The organism is Bacillus sp. NPDC094077 (assembly GCF_050279465.1).
Taxonomy (GTDB): domain Bacteria; phylum Bacillota; class Bacilli; order Bacillales; family Bacillaceae_G; genus Bacillus_A.
Genome location: NZ_JBNNUF010000011.1, coordinates 62,571 through 78,823, shown reverse-complemented (window position 1 = coordinate 78,823; position 16,253 = coordinate 62,571). Strand labels below are relative to the sequence as shown.

The window sequence follows — 16,253 nt, the reverse complement described above, 5'->3', positions numbered from 1 at the left end:
GGTGTGGCATTACGCCGCACCTTTTTTCATTAAATGAAGTTCCTTGCATCATTATTTCTTCCAAACTTATAAATCGCAATTAAGAAAAATGCAATCGCAAAGGCGAATAAGATTAAAATGTTTAAATACAACTCAGAAAATGGAATTCCTTGCTGTAGTTTTGAGATCGTGTCTAGTAACCAACGTTGCGGAAGAAAATCGGCTGCTTTTTGTACTGCTTTCGGCATGATGTCATATGGAAAATAACATCCAGCAAGCAAACATGTTGGTACTATCACTATATTTTGCAATGCATTTGAAGCTGTCGAACTTTTTGAAAAAGACACAATGACTAATGATAAACCAATTGCGATTAAAGCAAATATCATGAGTACACCAATCATCACTGTGAAAGGCATATTTATATTTGTATGAAAAACATACTTCATAAATAATACGGCAATTACAATCTGCACTGTTAGTATAATCATATTCACCGCGACATTAGATAATATAAATTTCTTTCCATCTATCGGTGTCGATAATAATCTAAAATACGTTCTGTTCTCTTTTTCTTTTAAAATAATTCCTGATAAATTCGCTGCCGAAAATAGCATAAACATGATAAGATAACCAATCGTTTGATTTGTCATATCCTTATTTTTCGAAGTATCTTCAAGTGTCTCAGACTTTACTTTAAATGAACTTTTTTGATAACCAGCGTACATACTATCAAACGTACTTTGATCCGCCCCTGCCACTTTACTAATCGCAGCGATATTATCAACATAGTTATATAAATATGATTTTATAAATACTGTTACTTGATCACCTTTAATCGATGAAACTTCAATATGACTCGGTTTCCCTGCTCGAACACTTTCGGAAAAACCAGACTGTAATGTAATAACACCATCAAGTTTTTTTGAAGTGAGTTTATCTTCCACTTCAGATTCCTTAATTTTACTAACATTTACATGCTTGAGTCCTTCTAAAAATTTCATTGTATCATTTGCGATAGGCTGATTTTCTTTATTTATAACCCCAATATTTAACGTTCCTTGCCCTACATTTCCATATATTGAAAAAGAAATGAGCGTTCCTATTATCGGCAAACTTACAATAAGTAATAATCCTTTTTTATTTTTTAAAAGCGCAGCTAATGTTTTTCGTATGAGCCATAAAATATCTTTCATATTACAGCCCCTCCCGTCTACGTAATGCGATAATCGCGATTAATAAAAAGATTGCTGAAATTCCAAGATTTAAAGAAATAACCGGCAGTGCTGCTCCTATGTCATTTGCATAAATAATTTTCATAATGGCTGTGTTGGCCCACGTTAATGGCGATAAATTCGTAACGACATTTTCTTCCACTACGAAATAAGCACCGCCAAAAATAGAAGCTAATTGCACAACAACCATAATAATTGCTCTAGATGCTTCACCTGTTTTTGTAATATATCCGACCCCTAAACCGAAGCTAATTGCTAGAAAGACTTCTGTTAATAAAATAAAAAATATGATTCCAAGGTGGTCGCCCCAATTTGCTTGAAAAACAAATTTACTAAATAAAATAACAAGTACTATGCAAAGCGCATTCGCTACAAGACTACCGAGCACTTTTCCAATGAAAATTTCAGCCTTACTTATAGGCGCAGCAATGAGACGATCTCCTGTTTTACGTATTCGTTCTCCTCGAATTAAAAAACTTGCTCCCATTGCAGCGTACAGTGCAATCATCGTCGTCATTACAACCGCATAGTAATCCATTGAACCTGGTTTTTTAGCAGCTTGTAAAGATGTTTCTTTTATATAATCATTATGATTTCCATTTGAAATAACTGCGCTAACCTTACTCGGATCTACTTTTGCAACTTCGACCGCTACATTGTACTTATCAACAAATGTCGTAAGCATACCTTCCACAATACTTCCCTCTACACTACTTCTATCGCTTCCAAAAAATTTCGCACCATCTTTCTTTAACTCTACATAAGCAGCATATTTATTTTGCTTTACTTCTTCTTTCCCATCTATACCTTCGGAAATTTTCTTAAAGTGAATTCCTGATTTATCGACTTCTTTCGTAAATGCTTCAAATGATTGAGAAAATGTACTACTCGCTTCATCTTTGTATAGCACTTGTATATCTTTAATGGAATGACTATCGCTATTAAATGCGTTACTTAACGCTGTTCCTAACACAAGCATAAGCACAATTGGAAATGCTAACATAAAAACTAAAGTTCTTACGTCCCTGAAATCTCTTTTAATATGCATAACTGCAATATTGAAGATGTTCAATTGATGAACCTCCCTTTACCTTTTCTTCATTTACCTTTATTTATCTCGTAAGTTTCTTCCAGTCAACGTAAGGAATACAGTTTCTAAGTTTGGAGCCTGCTCCTCTAACGAACGAATTTCAATATCGTGATTAATGCAGTGTTGAATAATTTTATTTAAATTGTTTAATCCTGCATCGGAATTCACTTTAATTACGTTCTCTTCGATTTGAACAGCTTTCACACCGTTTATTTCTTTTAATTTTTCTACATCTAGATTTTCTACTGACTTCACTTCAATCCAAATATCTTTCGTATCGGTAATAATCGCTTTTAACTGTTCTTTCGTTCCTTCTGCAATTACTTTACCGTGATCTACAATTGCGATTTTCGTACAAATCTCTTCTACTTCTTCCATGTAGTGACTCGTATAAATAATCGTACTTCCCATTTCATTTAATTTTCGGACAGACTGAAGGATATAGTTTCTTGACTGCGGATCAATTCCAACTGTCGGTTCATCCATAATAATTAACTTCGGTCTATGTGCGATTGCACAAGCGATATTCAGTCTTCGTTTCATCCCGCCAGAAAAGTTTTTCGGATAACTTTTATGTTTATCACTTAGTCCTACAAATTGAAGTGCTTCCTCTACTCTTGCTTTTAATTCAACTCCTCGTAACCCGTACAATCCAGCAAAGAATTTCACATTCTCATAGGCAGTTAACTCTTCATAAATCGCAATATCTTGTGGAACGATACCGATATTCATCTTTGCAAATCGATTATGTTTCTTTATATTTTTTCCTAGTATACTAATTTCACCTTCATTACTTCTTAATAAACCAGCAATCATATTAATCGTTGTGCTTTTACCAGCACCATTCGATCCTAAAAAGCCAAATATTTCTCCCTCTTTAATAGATAAGGACATATTATCTACCGCGATGAAATCACCAAATTTTTTCGTTAAATTTTTAATTTCTAATGTATTCATCATTTCACCCCTATTTCGGTTTCTCTGCTGTTATTATAAACAAAAAGAATGAACCTGCTCAGTGCAGAAATTCATTCTTTTCACATGAGATTATTCACTTTTTTCATATGAGATGATTCATCCTCGTCCCATTCCCTTATATCGGCAACAACATTGTTACTGAAAAACCACTTGTACCATCTACAATAATTTTTCCGTTTACAGACGCTGTTCGCTCCTCCATCCCCATAATACCGAGGCCTTTTTTAACAAGAACTGCCCCCTTACCATTATCCTTCACTTGTACTTTAACCACTTTGTTAAGTACATGAATATCTATTGAGATGACTGTCGCATCAGCATATTTCATCGTATTTGTTAATGCCTCCGTAACATTTTCACCGATAATTTTCCACTGAATGGGAGAAATCATATCTAAGTTTCCTTTATATACGAAAGGAATGTTTACATCATGCTTGCCGGCAAATTCCTCTATGAATAATTTCATACGATGAATGCCAATTTGCTCTGTTGGTGGCTTCATATTTTTTAATGTAATCCGAATGCTTTCAATTCCATCTTTTGAAATATGAATGGCATTTTGTAATAACTCCGCAGCTTTTTCTTTATCTATTTCAAGCAATCTCTTTGCTGCTTCCATTTGAATCAGTGCGCCTGTCATCGAGTGACCGATTTTATCATGAATTTCTTGAGATAGTCGATTTCTCTCTTCTAACTTAAATGTGTACTCTGATTGTCTCATGTATTCTTTATTTTCATTTAGGCTTTTCGTAAGTCGCTGCATATCTTTTCGCATCTTATCATTTTGTGATTCAAGCTTTAATACACGCGATATATATCGATCTGCCATAGTTAAAACAAGAAAAGAAAATGCAACAATTAATCCATAGGTCATTCGAATACTTTCATCTATAAAAACAATAGGAATCATCATAATGATAAAGAGCTGCCATTTCTTCTCTATATAATTTGATGTAATTTCGTATAAATTCAAAGGCAAAAACAAAATAAAAAACGGATGAACCTTCCATGTAAATAACATAACTACGCCAATGGACACACAGATTAAAAACTTTTTGTATGTATCTTTTTTTAATATAGAAATCATTACGTTTACAGAAAGGTATATAAGTAACGTAAATATAACCCACGGTAAGTTCGTAACATTTGAGTGAATGTAACTAAACACAATATATATAAAGACAATTAATTTACTTACAGTTAACCAAAATTCCATATCATTAATCTACTTTCCCTGTTAAGTAATAAATTGCAATTTGTGTGCGATGCTCAAGTCCAGTTTTCCCTAAAACTGATGTAATATAATTTGCAATCGTTCCTTCTGATATGAAGAGCTGCTTCGAAATTTCTTTATTTGAGAAGCCTTTTGCAATTAATGCAATAATACTAAGCTCCCTTTCTGTGAAAAGACTCTTATCTATTTTAGACTCTGTTTCTTTATTTTCTAGTAAATTACTCTTAATTTTATCAAGAACAATATCTTGCATAACAGTTTGACCGTTATATACTCCTTTTATCGCATCACGAATACGCTCTGGATCATTATTTTTTAATAAATAACCTTTTGCTCCGTTTTTTACTGCGTCTAAAATATATTCATCATCATCAAACGTCGTTAAAATTAGCGGTTTCGTTTTCGTCTCTTCACAAATAAATTTCGTTGCCTCTACACCGTTCATATTTGGCATACGAACATCTAAAAGAGCAATATCTACATCATGTTTTTTGCAATATGCTACAGCTTCTTTTCCATCATTTACAGTATCTAATACTTCGAACTCTTCGTATGTATTTAAAATAATTTTCATGCCTTCTCTAATAAAAGAATTATCATCTGCTATTAATATTTTAATTTTCATGTTTGTTAGTATGGACCTTTCCCTACTAACATTCACATCCTTTCTTCACGTAACATTTCCTACTTGCTCATTATATACTTCTTCTTACCATTTTTTCACACCTTTTTCATATAGCCCCTTCTCTAAAAATATATTATTCTTTTTTTACAACATGTGTAGGGTGACTTATTGTTTTTTACGTCTATATAATAGAAGGCGTCAAAAGGAGGGAAAGCACAATTGAAGAAAAACAATTAATCGAAAAAGCACAGCAAGGAAGCGAACATGCTTTTCGTATCCTTGTACAAACATATCGTCATTATATTTTTCAAGTTATCTTTTCTATTTTAAGACATGAAGAAGATGCTAAAGATGTTACACAAGAAGTATTCGTAAAAATTCACACCTCTCTCCCTAATTATCAATATCGCGGATTAAAAACGTGGATGGCACGTATTGCTACCAATCACGCTATTGATTATAAGAGGAAGAAAGCTAGAGAAAACGAAGAACTCTCCTTATGTAAAGAAACTGAGGAAAATATAAAATCCTCTCATAACATTGAAGCTTTACTATTGACGAAAGAGCAAAAATTATTGATTGCTCAAAAACTAAGAGAACTTCCGGAAAATTACCGTAATGTCGTTCTCGCGCATTACTTAGAGGAAAAAAGCTATCAAGAAATTGCTTTTCAGGAAAATATCGAAGTAAAAACAGTCGAAATGAAACTGTATAGGGCAAGAAAATGGATTAAAAAACATTGGAAGGAGGAAGAGTTTCTATGATGCATTATTCAAAAGAAGATTGGCGCAATTATACATTAGATTTTATAGCAAGCAATGAACGTGAATCTATGGAAGAACACCTTTATGAATGTGATCATTGTTTAGCACTTTATATGGAAAGTATTGATGAACAAAATGAAAACCTTCCAATGATAAATGATGATTCATTTACGAACGAAGTTATGGCACAAATTAATTTTGAAACGCTACAATCTAATGAAAATATGAAATCAAACCAACTAAAGCGCACGATTATTCACTACATAATTGCGACAGCGGCTACAATCATTTTTATGGTAAGTGGTTTATTCCATTATATTTTCACAGCGACATCAAATTTCGAAAAATCTTCGAAACATAATGAGACTTCTATCTCACAACAACTTGTAAACAAAACAGTGCACACATCAAAAAAGGACGGAGGTTTAAAGCATGAATAAAAATCCCTTTTTAGCACTTGTATTAGGGCTAATCCCTGGGCTTGGACATTTATATTTAAAGAAATTCGGACGGTTTATTTTATATAGCGGAGGAGCTTTATTACTATTTTCCTTTGCAGTATTTTGTACAATAATATTAGGAGAACGTAATATTGCTTTTCTTTCTCTATTTTTACTAGCATTGTTATGGGTAATCAACTTACTAGATTTAGTTATCACTATTATAAATCAATCGAAAAAACAAGCAGCTGGACAATTTACAGAGCCATCTAAAGAAAGTGAACGATTTTATATCATTCTCCTATCAATCATCCCTGGACTTGGTCATTTCCAATTAGGACTTATGCAACGTGGGCTTACATTTCTAGTAGCTTGTACAGGGATAGGAAGTATGATTATATTCGTTGCACTCTTAACATCTCAAGGAAGCTTCCTTATCTTCCTTATTACGTTACCTGTTTTATGGATTTATAATTTCTTCGATGTTGTTCACCAACTACAGAAAAAAGAACGTGGCGAGCAATTAGTTGATCGTACTATTTTTGAAGAGTTTGAAGAACATCGAGAACAAGGAAAGAAAAGTAAAACATTCGCTTCTATTTTAGCGATGTTTCCTGGAGCAGGGCATATGTATTTAGGCTTGCAACGCCGTGGTCTTCAACTTATGGCAGCCTTTTTACTATCTATTTATTTACTCGATTTATTAAGACTCTCTGCGTTTTTATTTTTAGTACCAATCATTTGGTTTTATAGCTTTTTTGACACATTACAGCAAACAGCAAAATACGGAAAAGAACGCGTACATGACGAACCTATTATCGATTATTTTATAAATCATCAAAGATGGATTGGTATTGGGTTAATTGCATTAGGTGGTTATTATTTATTAGACCAAACACTCCTTCCTATTTTGGACAATTATTTTGCAACTATATTTAATATTCATCTTAGCGAACTATATTATCGCTATTTCCAAACATCGATCGTTGCACTCCTCTTAATTGGCGGTGGCTTTAAATTACTACTTGGAAATAAAGAAAACAAAGGTGGGACAAACGAATGAGGACTTGGCGTGTCGGAACATTCTCAATGGGCATTTCCATTATATTGTTAGGTTGCTTTTTACTTTTTTCAGTCGTAAAAGGAGTTCAAGCATTAGATACACTAACAGCATGGTGGCCTGTTTTACTGATCATACTTGGCGCTGAAATTTTACTTTACCTTCTATTTTCTAAGAAGGAACAATCATTTATTAAATATGATATTTTTAGTATTTTCTTTATCGGAGTTTTAGGAAGCGTTGGAATTGCTTTTTACTGTTTATTATCAACTGGATTACTAGAAGAAGTTCGTCATTCTATTAACACAACTAGGCAAACGAGTAATATTCCAGACGGACAACTTGATATACCTGAATCTATCAAAAAAATCGTAGTGGATGCAGGGCATCACCCTCTAACAATTGAGGGAAATAATACAAATCAGATTCATCTTTTTGGAACATATGAAATGACGACGAAAGCAAATGAAAAACTCAATTTAAAACGAGAGGATTTTCTTTCAGTTCAAACGGCTGGAGAAACAATGTATATAACTTTAAAATCATTACCTGTTCAGCATACGTTATTTAACTCAGCACCACAGGTGAAGCCAACGCTCGTTCTTCCGCAAAATAAAAATGTGGAAATTCGTGCTTCAAATAACGAACTATCTCTTTATCCAGGTCAATTACAAAATAATTGGTTTGTACAAAACAGCTCGAGCGTATCTGTTCATTTAGCAAAAGAAAGTGATGTTTCTTTAACAGCCGTAACAAATCAAAAAGAAACTCACGGAAACACACCTTGGGAACAAGTAGAAGATTTAACGAAAAAAGAAAATAATTCTTCAGAAGAAAATCCAGAATTAAACGAGCAAGAACATTGGTATAAAAACTCGATTAAAACAGGAAATGGAACGTTCAAATTAAATATTGAGAAAGCTTATAATTTGAATATGAGCGTTATTGAAAAATAAAAAACCTTCCACAATTGTGGAAGGTTTTTCTCATATAATCGCTTTTATTCCTTCTAAAACTAACCCAATCATAAATCCGCAAACAGCCCCATTCACACGAATCCATTGCAAATCTTTCCCTACATTATTTTCAATCATTTCGATTAAAGTTTTATCGTCTAACTTATCAAGATTCTCTTGCACAAGTTTTCCGATTTTCGAATGGTTATTTTCAACAAGATTCACAACTTGTTTTTGTAACCAATCTTCTATTCTTTGAACAGTCTGTTCGTCTTCTTTTATTTTATTCATTTGTGTTTTTAAAAATGGAATAACATATTTATCAGCAAATTCTTTATTGTTTACAAAGGCAACTGCTCTTTGTTGTACTTGCTCCAGCATCTCTTTTATTTTGTCTGTAGCATCCCAATTCGCAATCCATTTTTCTTTCCAATTTTCTAATTCCTGTAGTAAAGCTTCATTTTCTTTTACATTTATAATTTCTTGACGAATCTTCGCTAGTATAAGTTGTCTTGTACTATTATCAGCATCTTGTAAGCTGTTAATATTGCTAATAATAAACTTCTGCAAAATGCCTCCAATTTTATCTTCATCTACAATATTCATAAACGATTTCAAAGTAAACTGCAAGAATCCATCTACTTTTATATTTTCCATCGCCTTCATTCCTAAACTTCCAAGCTGGTAACGCGCTTCATCTTGCGCTGTCCAATCTTTCACTTTTACTAATATGTAATCAAGTGTCTTTTCATCATATTCTTGCACAACTAATTGATCAACAAGCACTTGTAAGATGTTACTTGTATTAATTGTATGCAAATACGTTTTTAATTCTTTTTCAATAATAACAGCTAACTTTTCCGTATCTATTGTAACAATCGCTTTCTCCGTAATCGTTACAATCCCCTTTTTCACAGCATCAGATTGCATTTCTCTCTCAGCAATTTGTAGCACCATTTGTGCTAACTGCATCTCTTTTACTTTATTCGTAATACTTTCTTTCGTCAGCCATTCATTTTCTAACGTATTAATGAGTCCTTTCGTTACCCTCTTTCGATTTTTAGGTAATAAAGCTGTATGTGGAATTTGGATTCCCATTGGATGACGGAATAGGGCTGTAACCGCAAACCAATCCGCAAGTCCACCAACCAATCCGGCTTCAAATCCCCCTTGTATAATCTCCCCAGCTATCGTTCCTTGAAAAGGGATGGAAGCCGCAAACCCTACACCCATAACCCCAAGTGAAATACCCGCTATATATTTAGTCTGTAATGACATCGTATACACACATCCTCTTATCATGTAAAATAAAGCTTTTCTTTAATCGATATTAGTAATCCTTTATATCTATACTATAATGAACTAACGTGAAAATAACAAAGAATTTTATGTACATGAAAAAATGAGGCTTTAAATCGCCTCATTTTCCGTTACTCTGCTATCGTTAATTCCAAACCCTTTTTATAATAGCCACTCATCACTTCTTCTGGAACCATACTCCCACCAGTTCCCCACACAATATGAGTACCTTTTTTCACCTTCTCTGTTAACTGTTTTTTTTGTAAATACTCGTTTTCAGCTTTACATACATTCAACGGACCTTTCATACCCGCTAATGCAGAAGGCTCTAAATAAATATTTTCCGTATCAGCCAATTCTTTTAACAATCTATACAACTCTTCATCACTTACTGTGTAATTCCCGCTCAAAAATGGTTCCATCGTTTTACCGACAAATCCAGACGGTCTTCCTACCGCCAGTCCATCCGCATCTGTTATATTATCAATCCCGATATCTTGAACAGCAATTTTATCATGAAGTCCTGTCATTAACCCGAGTAGCATACATGGAGAGTGTGTTGGCTCTGCAAAGAAGCAGTGTACGTTGTCTTTATACAATAACTTTAGGCCAAACGCTACTCCACCAGGTCCGCCCCCTACTCCGCATGGAAGGTAAACGAATAAAGGATGTTCTTCGTCTACTACAATCTCTAACTCTTCTAATTGCTTTTGCAAACGTGATGCCGCTACTGCGTATCCTAAAAATAAATCATGCGAGTTTTCATCATCGACAAAATAACAGCTAGGATCAGCCTCAGCTTGCGTTCTTCCTTCTTCTACTGCTTTACTATAATCAGCCTCATATTCAATAACATTTACATTTTTACTTCTTAATAAATCTTTCTTCCATTCTTTTGCGTCTGCTGACATATGAACAGTCACATTAAATCCTAGTTTCGCACTCATAATGCCAATGCTCAGTCCTAAGTTTCCTGTCGAACCTACCGCAATAGAATATTTTGCAAAAAACTTCCTACATGTGTCGCTATCTAAAACTGAATAATCGTCTTTCTCAGTTAATATTCCATGCTGAAGTGCCAATTGCTCAGCATGTTTCAACACTTCATAAATGCCACCTCTCGCCTTTATCGATCCTGATATCGGAAGCTGACTATCACACTTTAATAGTAATTCTCCTAATATTGGTTGCCCGTATTTCTTCTCTAAAGACTGCTTCATAGCAGGTATTTTCACTAAAGGTGATTCTATAATTCCACTCGTCTCTTTCGTTTCAGGAAAAACTTTCGCAATATATGGTGCAAAACGTTTTAACCTCTCTTCCGCATCTTTTACATTTTCTTCATTTAGTGGTGAGCCTTTTATCGCTGTTTCATAATTTTCTATATTCGGGTTTATCCAAAATACTTCTTCTGTTGCAATTAAGTTGTTTAATAGTGGACATTGCTCTTTTAGTTTCTCTATTCCCTTCATTCCTCTTCCCCCTCATAACCTTGTAGCTTACGATTCAATAAATTATAATTAAATTAATTTAATTTTAATATAGTTTAACATAAAAAATAATTTTAGTTAATTTCAATTTAATTTTTTAAAATATAATTTAATAATTATTAAGGAGCTTTTAATTATGGAAAATATAGATATTGGTAAAAAGATTGAAAAACAAAGAAAAGAAAAAGGCTTAACTAGTAAAGAACTAGCAAAGATGGCCGATATTACACCATCTATGTTAAGTCAAATTGAGCGCGGGTCTGCTAACCCTTCTATTCAAACATTAAAAGTGCTCGCTAAAGCCCTTGATGTTCCAACATTTAGTTTTTTACTTGAAGAAACAAATACAGACGATTTAATCGTACGCTCTCATAAACGTAAAAAAATGATTATCGATAATTTATCGTATGAATTGTTATCACCTGATTTCACAGGAAATTTAGCAACAGCAATTATGACTGTTCCTCCAAATACTGCTTCATCAGAAAATGTCCTAGAGCATAAAGGAGAAGAATTAGCCTTCGTATTAGACGGAACAATTACATTATATTTAAATGAAGAAGAGTACATTTTAAAAACTGGTGATAGTGTAAAAATACCTGCTTATCTAAAACATAAATGGGTAAATCGTTTTGAGAAAAATGCGATTGTCTTATTTTCTGTTACTCCGCCGATTTTTTAATACATAAATAAAAACAGGTTAATCCTTATAAAATATGGATTAGCCTGTTTTATTCATTAAGAAAGTTAAATTATCGTTAAAAATTCAGCAATGGGGCCAAGTACAAGCACTGGTAAAAATGTTAATGCGCCTACTATACATATTGTCCCTAACAAAATGCCGCCAAATAAACGAGTATCCGTTTGAAAAGTTCCTATCGTTTCAGGAATAATCTTCTTCTTTTTAAGCCCTACTGCAACAGCAAGCATTGTAATGATTCCTAAATATCTGCTGATATACATTACAATACCCGTTGAAAGATTCCAAAACGGTGTATTATCTTTTAACCCTTCAAATCCAGATCCATTATTAACAGCTGACGACGTATATTCATATATTACTTGCGTTAAACCGTGAAAACCAGGACTGGAAATAGCGTCCGTTCCATGATAAGTAGAAAAAGCAATTGCCGCCACTCCAAGAATAAGTAATGGCTGAGATACAATCGTAATCGCAATTAACTTCATTTCTTTTCCTTCTAATTTTTTATTTAAAAACTCTGGTGTACGACCGACCATTAATCCTGCTAAAAACACAGCAATCATCGCATACATGATTACATTCATAAACCCAACTCCAATACCACCAAACACCGCTCCTAAAAGCATATTTACAAGCGGAACCATTCCTCCAATCGGCGTTAGCGTATCATGAGTCGTATTGACCCCACCAGTACCAGAAGCACTTGTTACATTCGCATAAAGTGCAGAAGAGATAATTCCAAGACGAGTTTCCTTCCCTTCCATATTCCCTTGTGAACTTTCTACTCCTAATTGACTTAACAGCGGATTCCCCTTTAATTCAGTCGTAACAAGAACCGAAAAACTAATTATAAAAAGAATAAGCATTGATATAAAAAGCATTCTTCCTTGCTTTCGATTACCGACCATTCTACCGTATACAAATGGAAATGCCATTGGAATTAGCATTTGTAATACCATCTGTAACACATTACTGACCATATTAGGATTTTCGAAAGGGTGTGCAGATACCGTTCCAAAAAAACCACCGCCGTTGTCCCCAAGTTCCTTAATAGATAATAAAGAAGCTACCGGCCCACGAGGTAGTTCTTGTATAGTTCCCTCAATCGTTTTCACGATTACTGTTGAATCTATCGTTTGAGGTACTCCTAATAATACAAATAACAATGATGTTATAAACGCAATCGGCAGAAGTACACGTGTAATAGATTGTACAAAATCAACAAAAAAGTTCCCAATTCTTTTCCCAGCTAATAGACGAATAAATGTAATACCAACTGCCAATGAAGTGGCAGGAGCAGCAAACATCATAAACGTTACACCTATCATTTGAGAAAAATAAGATAAGCTACTTTCTCCACCATAATGTTGTAAATTAGCATTCGTCATAAACGTAATCGCTGTATGAAAAGCTAAAGTAGGTTCTAAGCCCTCAAAATGATTAGGGTTTAACGGTAACATTCCTTGTAGCCTAAAAATAGCATATACGACTACAATAAAAGAAAAATTCGTCATTAATAAGCAAAAGACATATCTTTTACCACTTTGACTATGACCTTTAACCCCAGTCACTTTAAATAATATTGTTTCTATCGGTCCAAATACTTTTTGCAATAAATGATGCTTTTGAAAAGCGTTATATAAATAATCTCCCATAGGTTTTGCGATTAACACGAATAGACCAATTGTAATTAGACTTGTAAACCAGCTCATTCTTTTCTCCCTCTCTTTACGAATACATATTTTCATTTTTTGCTAATAAGAGAATAAAAAAAGAAAACACTAGGTTGCACCTAGTGTTTAATATACACAAGTCCCCCCTCTCAAAACGCTGACGAGGTTAGCTGTCGGATTCGGACCTTGAGAGTAGCCCTACCTATAAAAGGATTCACCCCTAGTGCCATATGCACAAATTTGGTTCCCCCGCTCCATAATGGATTAAGCGATACATATTCAGCTGTCAAATACAAATTGAGCTATTCTGACTGTTAATATACTCCTCTGAAATGTACTTGTAAAGAGAGAAATATAATTCTCTTTTTACAACAAACTATTACAAAATAACTACTAAAAATAACGATACACGGATGCTTGTCCATTGTATGCTGGTAATATAAACGTTGATTTCTGTTAATCGTTTGCTGTTTTCAAAGTATGTAACTCCTTTTTTCTTTTCAACATAAGTTTGCTGTTTTCTACGTTTATGAATTTGAGTTGATGTGGGTCTGTATATTACAACTCGCGAGGGTAATTTTTGTTTTCCAATATAGGCATTTCAAATTTCATAAGTTTCTCCTGGTTTTATCTGATGCATAATATCTTCAAGGTTAAGTAAAACATATAAAGATCGCTTTTTTACTGTTCCATCCCGAAAGAATTCTGGAGATTCATTCTTCACGTATACTCTATTATTCAACTTCAGCCGTGAAACATTGAATACACCTCGTTGATCCATCTGGTCTAAATCTTTTAGAGAAAAGCACCCTAAATCTCGAATACATAAATCTCCTGGGCGTAAGATATCTAAACACTCTGTACCAAAGGTTTTACCATTATTTTTACCTGGTTTCATTTGAAAATTAAGAAATTTCCCACTATGCAAATCATACTCTAGCTGAATCTTAATACCAGCTGTGTATGCACATCCTCCTGAACCAGGATAAATAGGAGCCAAATGATTGGGGACCTGAAAAAAGGACAACACTTCATCGTCAGGTGAAGTTTATACATAATCTGTTTGGAATTGCATAATAATTTGTAATCACATAGACTGTGTAGGGCTTTATAACTCTATTAAATGATTTTTTCACCAGAACTATTTTTATTATGCAAGACCACCATTTGAAAATATAACTTGTCCATTAATCCAGCGTCCTGAAGTTACTAAAAACATTACTGTATCGGCAATGTCTTCTGGTGTACCCAGACGTTCAAGTGGTGCTGCTTTAGAAAGATTATTTATTGTTTGCTCATCTTTTCCATCCAAGAATAATGGTGTTGCAGTTGGACCTGGAGCCACCACATTAACTGTGATATCTTTACCACGCAATTCGCGAGCCAATACCATTGTCACTGATTCAACCGCTGCTTTACTTGCAACGTAAGCACCATATGTTAGGAATTTTGTACGAGTAACAGAAGTAGAAAAATTGATAATTGCACCATCTTTGCGGACACGGCGCGCCGCTTGTTGTGAAATCACAAAAGCTCCCCGAATGTTTGTACGGTACATTTTATCTAAATCAGCTAAGTTCATATCTGCGATAGAGCTAAGTAACATAATACCTGCTGTATTGATTACGACATCAATACCACCCCATTTTTCTTCAACTATATTGAAAACTTCTTGCATAATTTTTTCATCTGCAACATCTCCACCAATACTAATTGCTTTTCCGCCTTGCTTTATAATATCATTCACTATAGTATCCGCTTTAAGCTTATTTCCAGAATAATGCACAGCTACAGCAAATCCATTTTTGACTAATTTTTTTACTATGGCGTGTCCAATGCCACCAGAACCTCCTATAACAAGTGCAACACGCAAAGCTTGTGTTTCAGTAAATGTTTTTATCATAATAACTCTCCTTTGTTATTATAGTGTTGAGTAACACAGACTTGTTTACCTTCTCCTTTAACAAAAACTGCAGAATTACCACTGGTGTTTTAATAATTGGTTTTGTTGTAAAGCTTTCTAAGTAAGACTACACCTTAGAAAAAGGATAAGGAGAATCATAAATGTGATATTTTAAAGGGAAACTATTCAAAAAGGACATTATTTTGGTAGCCATTGGCTACTACTGTCGTTTTCTTTAAGCTATTGTGATGTATCTGAGATTCTACAAAAACGAGGAGTTTCCGTTCACCCTACAACAATCATGCTTCGGGTGGATTAATCTAGAATTTTGATTTATCAAATTTGGAAAGAGAAAAACAAAGCTGCAAACTATGCTTGGCATTTAGGTGAGACGTACAGCAAAATTAAAGGGGGGCTATCTTTATCGTACAATTGATGGAGATGGGTATACTTTAATCTCCAACTTTGTAGAACACGCGATTATCACAACATACAAGAATCCGGACTTACTTTGAACGTTCAAATAACTGAAAAAGAACAACTTATATGTGCGTACAAAGCATTGTACCGCTAAACATCTAAATTACCTGTTTGAACAGGAGCATCAACATATACAACGGCGATTTTCCAAAATATTCGTTATGCTTTACGTACGATAAAAGGGATTGAAACGATCTAATCCCTATATACACGGAGACGAAGTATTGAATCAGACTCCGTCTTTTCAGTATACAAAGAACTACAGCAATTAGTACGAGTGCTTAAGCCTAATTCCAATCTGTAGGAATCTCTTATTTTTCTAACTGTGCAACAGAACCGATAAT

14 protein-coding genes, 2 pseudogenes and 1 riboswitch are annotated in these 16,253 nt (G+C 34.0%); of the genes and pseudogenes, 6 read left to right on the top strand and 10 right to left on the bottom strand.

Annotated elements, in window-relative coordinates; genetic code table 11:
- Positions 1–29 precede the first annotated feature (29 nt).
- From ACQKNR_RS22335 to ACQKNR_RS22315, 5 genes are all read right to left on the bottom strand, one after another.
- The gene (locus tag ACQKNR_RS22335; protein WP_427320679.1) at positions 30–1,175 is read right to left on the bottom strand and encodes an ABC transporter permease; all 1,146 of its coding nucleotides are present in this window, start codon (positions 1,173–1,175) and stop codon (positions 30–32) included.
- A 1-nt stretch (position 1,176) separates the two neighbouring features.
- Positions 1,177–2,286, bottom strand: coding sequence for an ABC transporter permease (locus tag ACQKNR_RS22330; RefSeq protein ID WP_427320677.1), 1,110 nt, complete (start codon positions 2,284–2,286; stop codon positions 1,177–1,179).
- A 36-nt stretch (positions 2,287–2,322) separates the two neighbouring features.
- Positions 2,323–3,261 (bottom strand): ATP-binding cassette domain-containing protein, encoded by a 939-nt coding sequence (locus ACQKNR_RS22325; RefSeq protein ID WP_427320675.1) that lies wholly within the window; start codon positions 3,259–3,261, stop codon positions 2,323–2,325.
- Between the two features lie 136 nt (positions 3,262–3,397).
- The gene (locus tag ACQKNR_RS22320) at positions 3,398–4,498 is read right to left on the bottom strand and encodes a sensor histidine kinase (protein ID WP_427320674.1); all 1,101 of its coding nucleotides are present in this window, start codon (positions 4,496–4,498) and stop codon (positions 3,398–3,400) included.
- 4 nt (positions 4,499–4,502) lie between these two features.
- Positions 4,503–5,141: a response regulator gene (locus tag ACQKNR_RS22315; RefSeq protein ID WP_427320672.1), complete on the bottom strand. Its 639-nt coding sequence runs from the start codon at positions 5,139–5,141 to the stop codon at positions 4,503–4,505.
- Positions 5,142–5,308: 167 nt separating this feature from the next.
- Between ACQKNR_RS22315 and ACQKNR_RS22310 the strand changes: the two genes are divergently transcribed.
- The 4 genes from ACQKNR_RS22310 to exsE are packed head-to-tail and all read left to right on the top strand — an operon-like array spanning position 5,309 to position 8,361.
- Positions 5,309–5,905, top strand: a complete 597-nt coding sequence (locus ACQKNR_RS22310; protein WP_427320851.1) for an RNA polymerase sigma factor — start codon at positions 5,309–5,311, stop codon at positions 5,903–5,905.
- Positions 5,902–6,345, top strand: coding sequence for a hypothetical protein (locus ACQKNR_RS22305; protein ID WP_427320670.1), 444 nt, complete (start codon positions 5,902–5,904; stop codon positions 6,343–6,345). The genes ACQKNR_RS22310 and ACQKNR_RS22305 overlap by 4 nt, the downstream gene beginning before the upstream one ends.
- Positions 6,338–7,408 carry a hypothetical protein gene (locus tag ACQKNR_RS22300; RefSeq protein WP_427320668.1) on the top strand — a complete coding sequence of 357 codons (1,071 nt, stop codon included), beginning with the start codon at positions 6,338–6,340 and terminating at the stop codon, positions 7,406–7,408. The genes ACQKNR_RS22305 and ACQKNR_RS22300 overlap by 8 nt, the downstream gene beginning before the upstream one ends.
- Positions 7,405–8,361, top strand: a complete 957-nt coding sequence (gene exsE / locus ACQKNR_RS22295; RefSeq protein ID WP_427320666.1) for an exosporium protein ExsE — start codon at positions 7,405–7,407, stop codon at positions 8,359–8,361. Before ACQKNR_RS22300 ends, exsE begins: the two co-directional genes overlap by 4 nt.
- 30 nt (positions 8,362–8,391) lie before the next feature.
- Here exsE and ACQKNR_RS22290 read toward each other — a convergent pair whose 3' ends face one another.
- Complete coding sequence (locus tag ACQKNR_RS22290; RefSeq protein WP_427320664.1) at positions 8,392–9,639, bottom strand: DUF445 domain-containing protein; 1,248 nt, start codon at positions 9,637–9,639, stop codon at positions 8,392–8,394.
- Between the two features lie 152 nt (positions 9,640–9,791).
- A complete protein-coding gene (locus tag ACQKNR_RS22285; protein WP_427320662.1) occupies positions 9,792–11,132 on the bottom strand; it encodes a D-serine ammonia-lyase in 1,341 nt (446 codons plus the stop codon).
- A gap of 154 nt (positions 11,133–11,286) precedes the next feature.
- Here ACQKNR_RS22285 and ACQKNR_RS22280 point away from each other — a divergent pair, with 154 nt between their 5' ends.
- Positions 11,287–11,832 carry a helix-turn-helix domain-containing protein gene (locus tag ACQKNR_RS22280; RefSeq protein ID WP_427320660.1) on the top strand — a complete coding sequence of 182 codons (546 nt, stop codon included), beginning with the start codon at positions 11,287–11,289 and terminating at the stop codon, positions 11,830–11,832.
- A gap of 65 nt (positions 11,833–11,897) precedes the next feature.
- On the opposite strand, the gene kdpA is transcribed toward ACQKNR_RS22280, so the two are convergent.
- The 3 genes and pseudogenes from kdpA to ACQKNR_RS22265 form a co-directional block, all read right to left on the bottom strand.
- Positions 11,898–13,565, bottom strand: a complete 1,668-nt coding sequence (kdpA, locus tag ACQKNR_RS22275; protein WP_427320658.1) for a potassium-transporting ATPase subunit KdpA — start codon at positions 13,563–13,565, stop codon at positions 11,898–11,900.
- 100 nt (positions 13,566–13,665) lie between these two features.
- A riboswitch (cyclic di-AMP (ydaO/yuaA leader) is annotated at positions 13,666–13,807 on the bottom strand.
- Between the two features lie 140 nt (positions 13,808–13,947).
- Positions 13,948–14,550 (bottom strand): annotated as a pseudogene (locus ACQKNR_RS22270) (transposase); the annotation flags it as partial.
- Positions 14,551–14,676: 126 nt separating this feature from the next.
- Positions 14,677–15,429 (bottom strand): SDR family oxidoreductase, encoded by a 753-nt coding sequence (locus tag ACQKNR_RS22265; RefSeq protein ID WP_427320656.1) that lies wholly within the window; start codon positions 15,427–15,429, stop codon positions 14,677–14,679.
- 197 nt (positions 15,430–15,626) lie between these two features.
- Here ACQKNR_RS22265 and ACQKNR_RS22260 point away from each other — a divergent pair.
- Positions 15,627–16,213, top strand: a pseudogene (locus ACQKNR_RS22260) (IS6 family transposase).
- Positions 16,214–16,253: the final 40 nt, after the last annotated feature.

Bases quoted from the DNA above. Each gene is read 5' to 3' on its own strand.
- ACQKNR_RS22325 (WP_427320675.1), bottom strand. From the start codon at position 3,261: ATGAATACATTAGAAATTAAAAATTTAACGAAAAAATTTGGTGATTTC.
- ACQKNR_RS22280 (WP_427320660.1), top strand. From the start codon at position 11,287: ATGGAAAATATAGATATTGGTAAAAAGATTGAAAAACAAAGAAAAGAA.
- ACQKNR_RS22305 (WP_427320670.1), top strand. From the start codon at position 5,902: ATGATGCATTATTCAAAAGAAGATTGGCGCAATTATACATTAGATTTT.
- exsE (WP_427320666.1), top strand. From the start codon at position 7,405: ATGAGGACTTGGCGTGTCGGAACATTCTCAATGGGCATTTCCATTATA.
- kdpA (WP_427320658.1), bottom strand. From the start codon at position 13,565: ATGAGCTGGTTTACAAGTCTAATTACAATTGGTCTATTCGTGTTAATC.
- ACQKNR_RS22290 (WP_427320664.1), bottom strand. From the start codon at position 9,639: ATGTCATTACAGACTAAATATATAGCGGGTATTTCACTTGGGGTTATG.
- ACQKNR_RS22335 (WP_427320679.1), bottom strand. From the start codon at position 1,175: ATGAAAGATATTTTATGGCTCATACGAAAAACATTAGCTGCGCTTTTA.
- ACQKNR_RS22320 (WP_427320674.1), bottom strand. From the start codon at position 4,498: ATGGAATTTTGGTTAACTGTAAGTAAATTAATTGTCTTTATATATATT.
- ACQKNR_RS22265 (WP_427320656.1), bottom strand. From the start codon at position 15,429: ATGATAAAAACATTTACTGAAACACAAGCTTTGCGTGTTGCACTTGTT.
- ACQKNR_RS22285 (WP_427320662.1), bottom strand. From the start codon at position 11,132: ATGAAGGGAATAGAGAAACTAAAAGAGCAATGTCCACTATTAAACAAC.
- ACQKNR_RS22300 (WP_427320668.1), top strand. From the start codon at position 6,338: ATGAATAAAAATCCCTTTTTAGCACTTGTATTAGGGCTAATCCCTGGG.
- ACQKNR_RS22315 (WP_427320672.1), bottom strand. From the start codon at position 5,141: ATGAAAATTAAAATATTAATAGCAGATGATAATTCTTTTATTAGAGAA.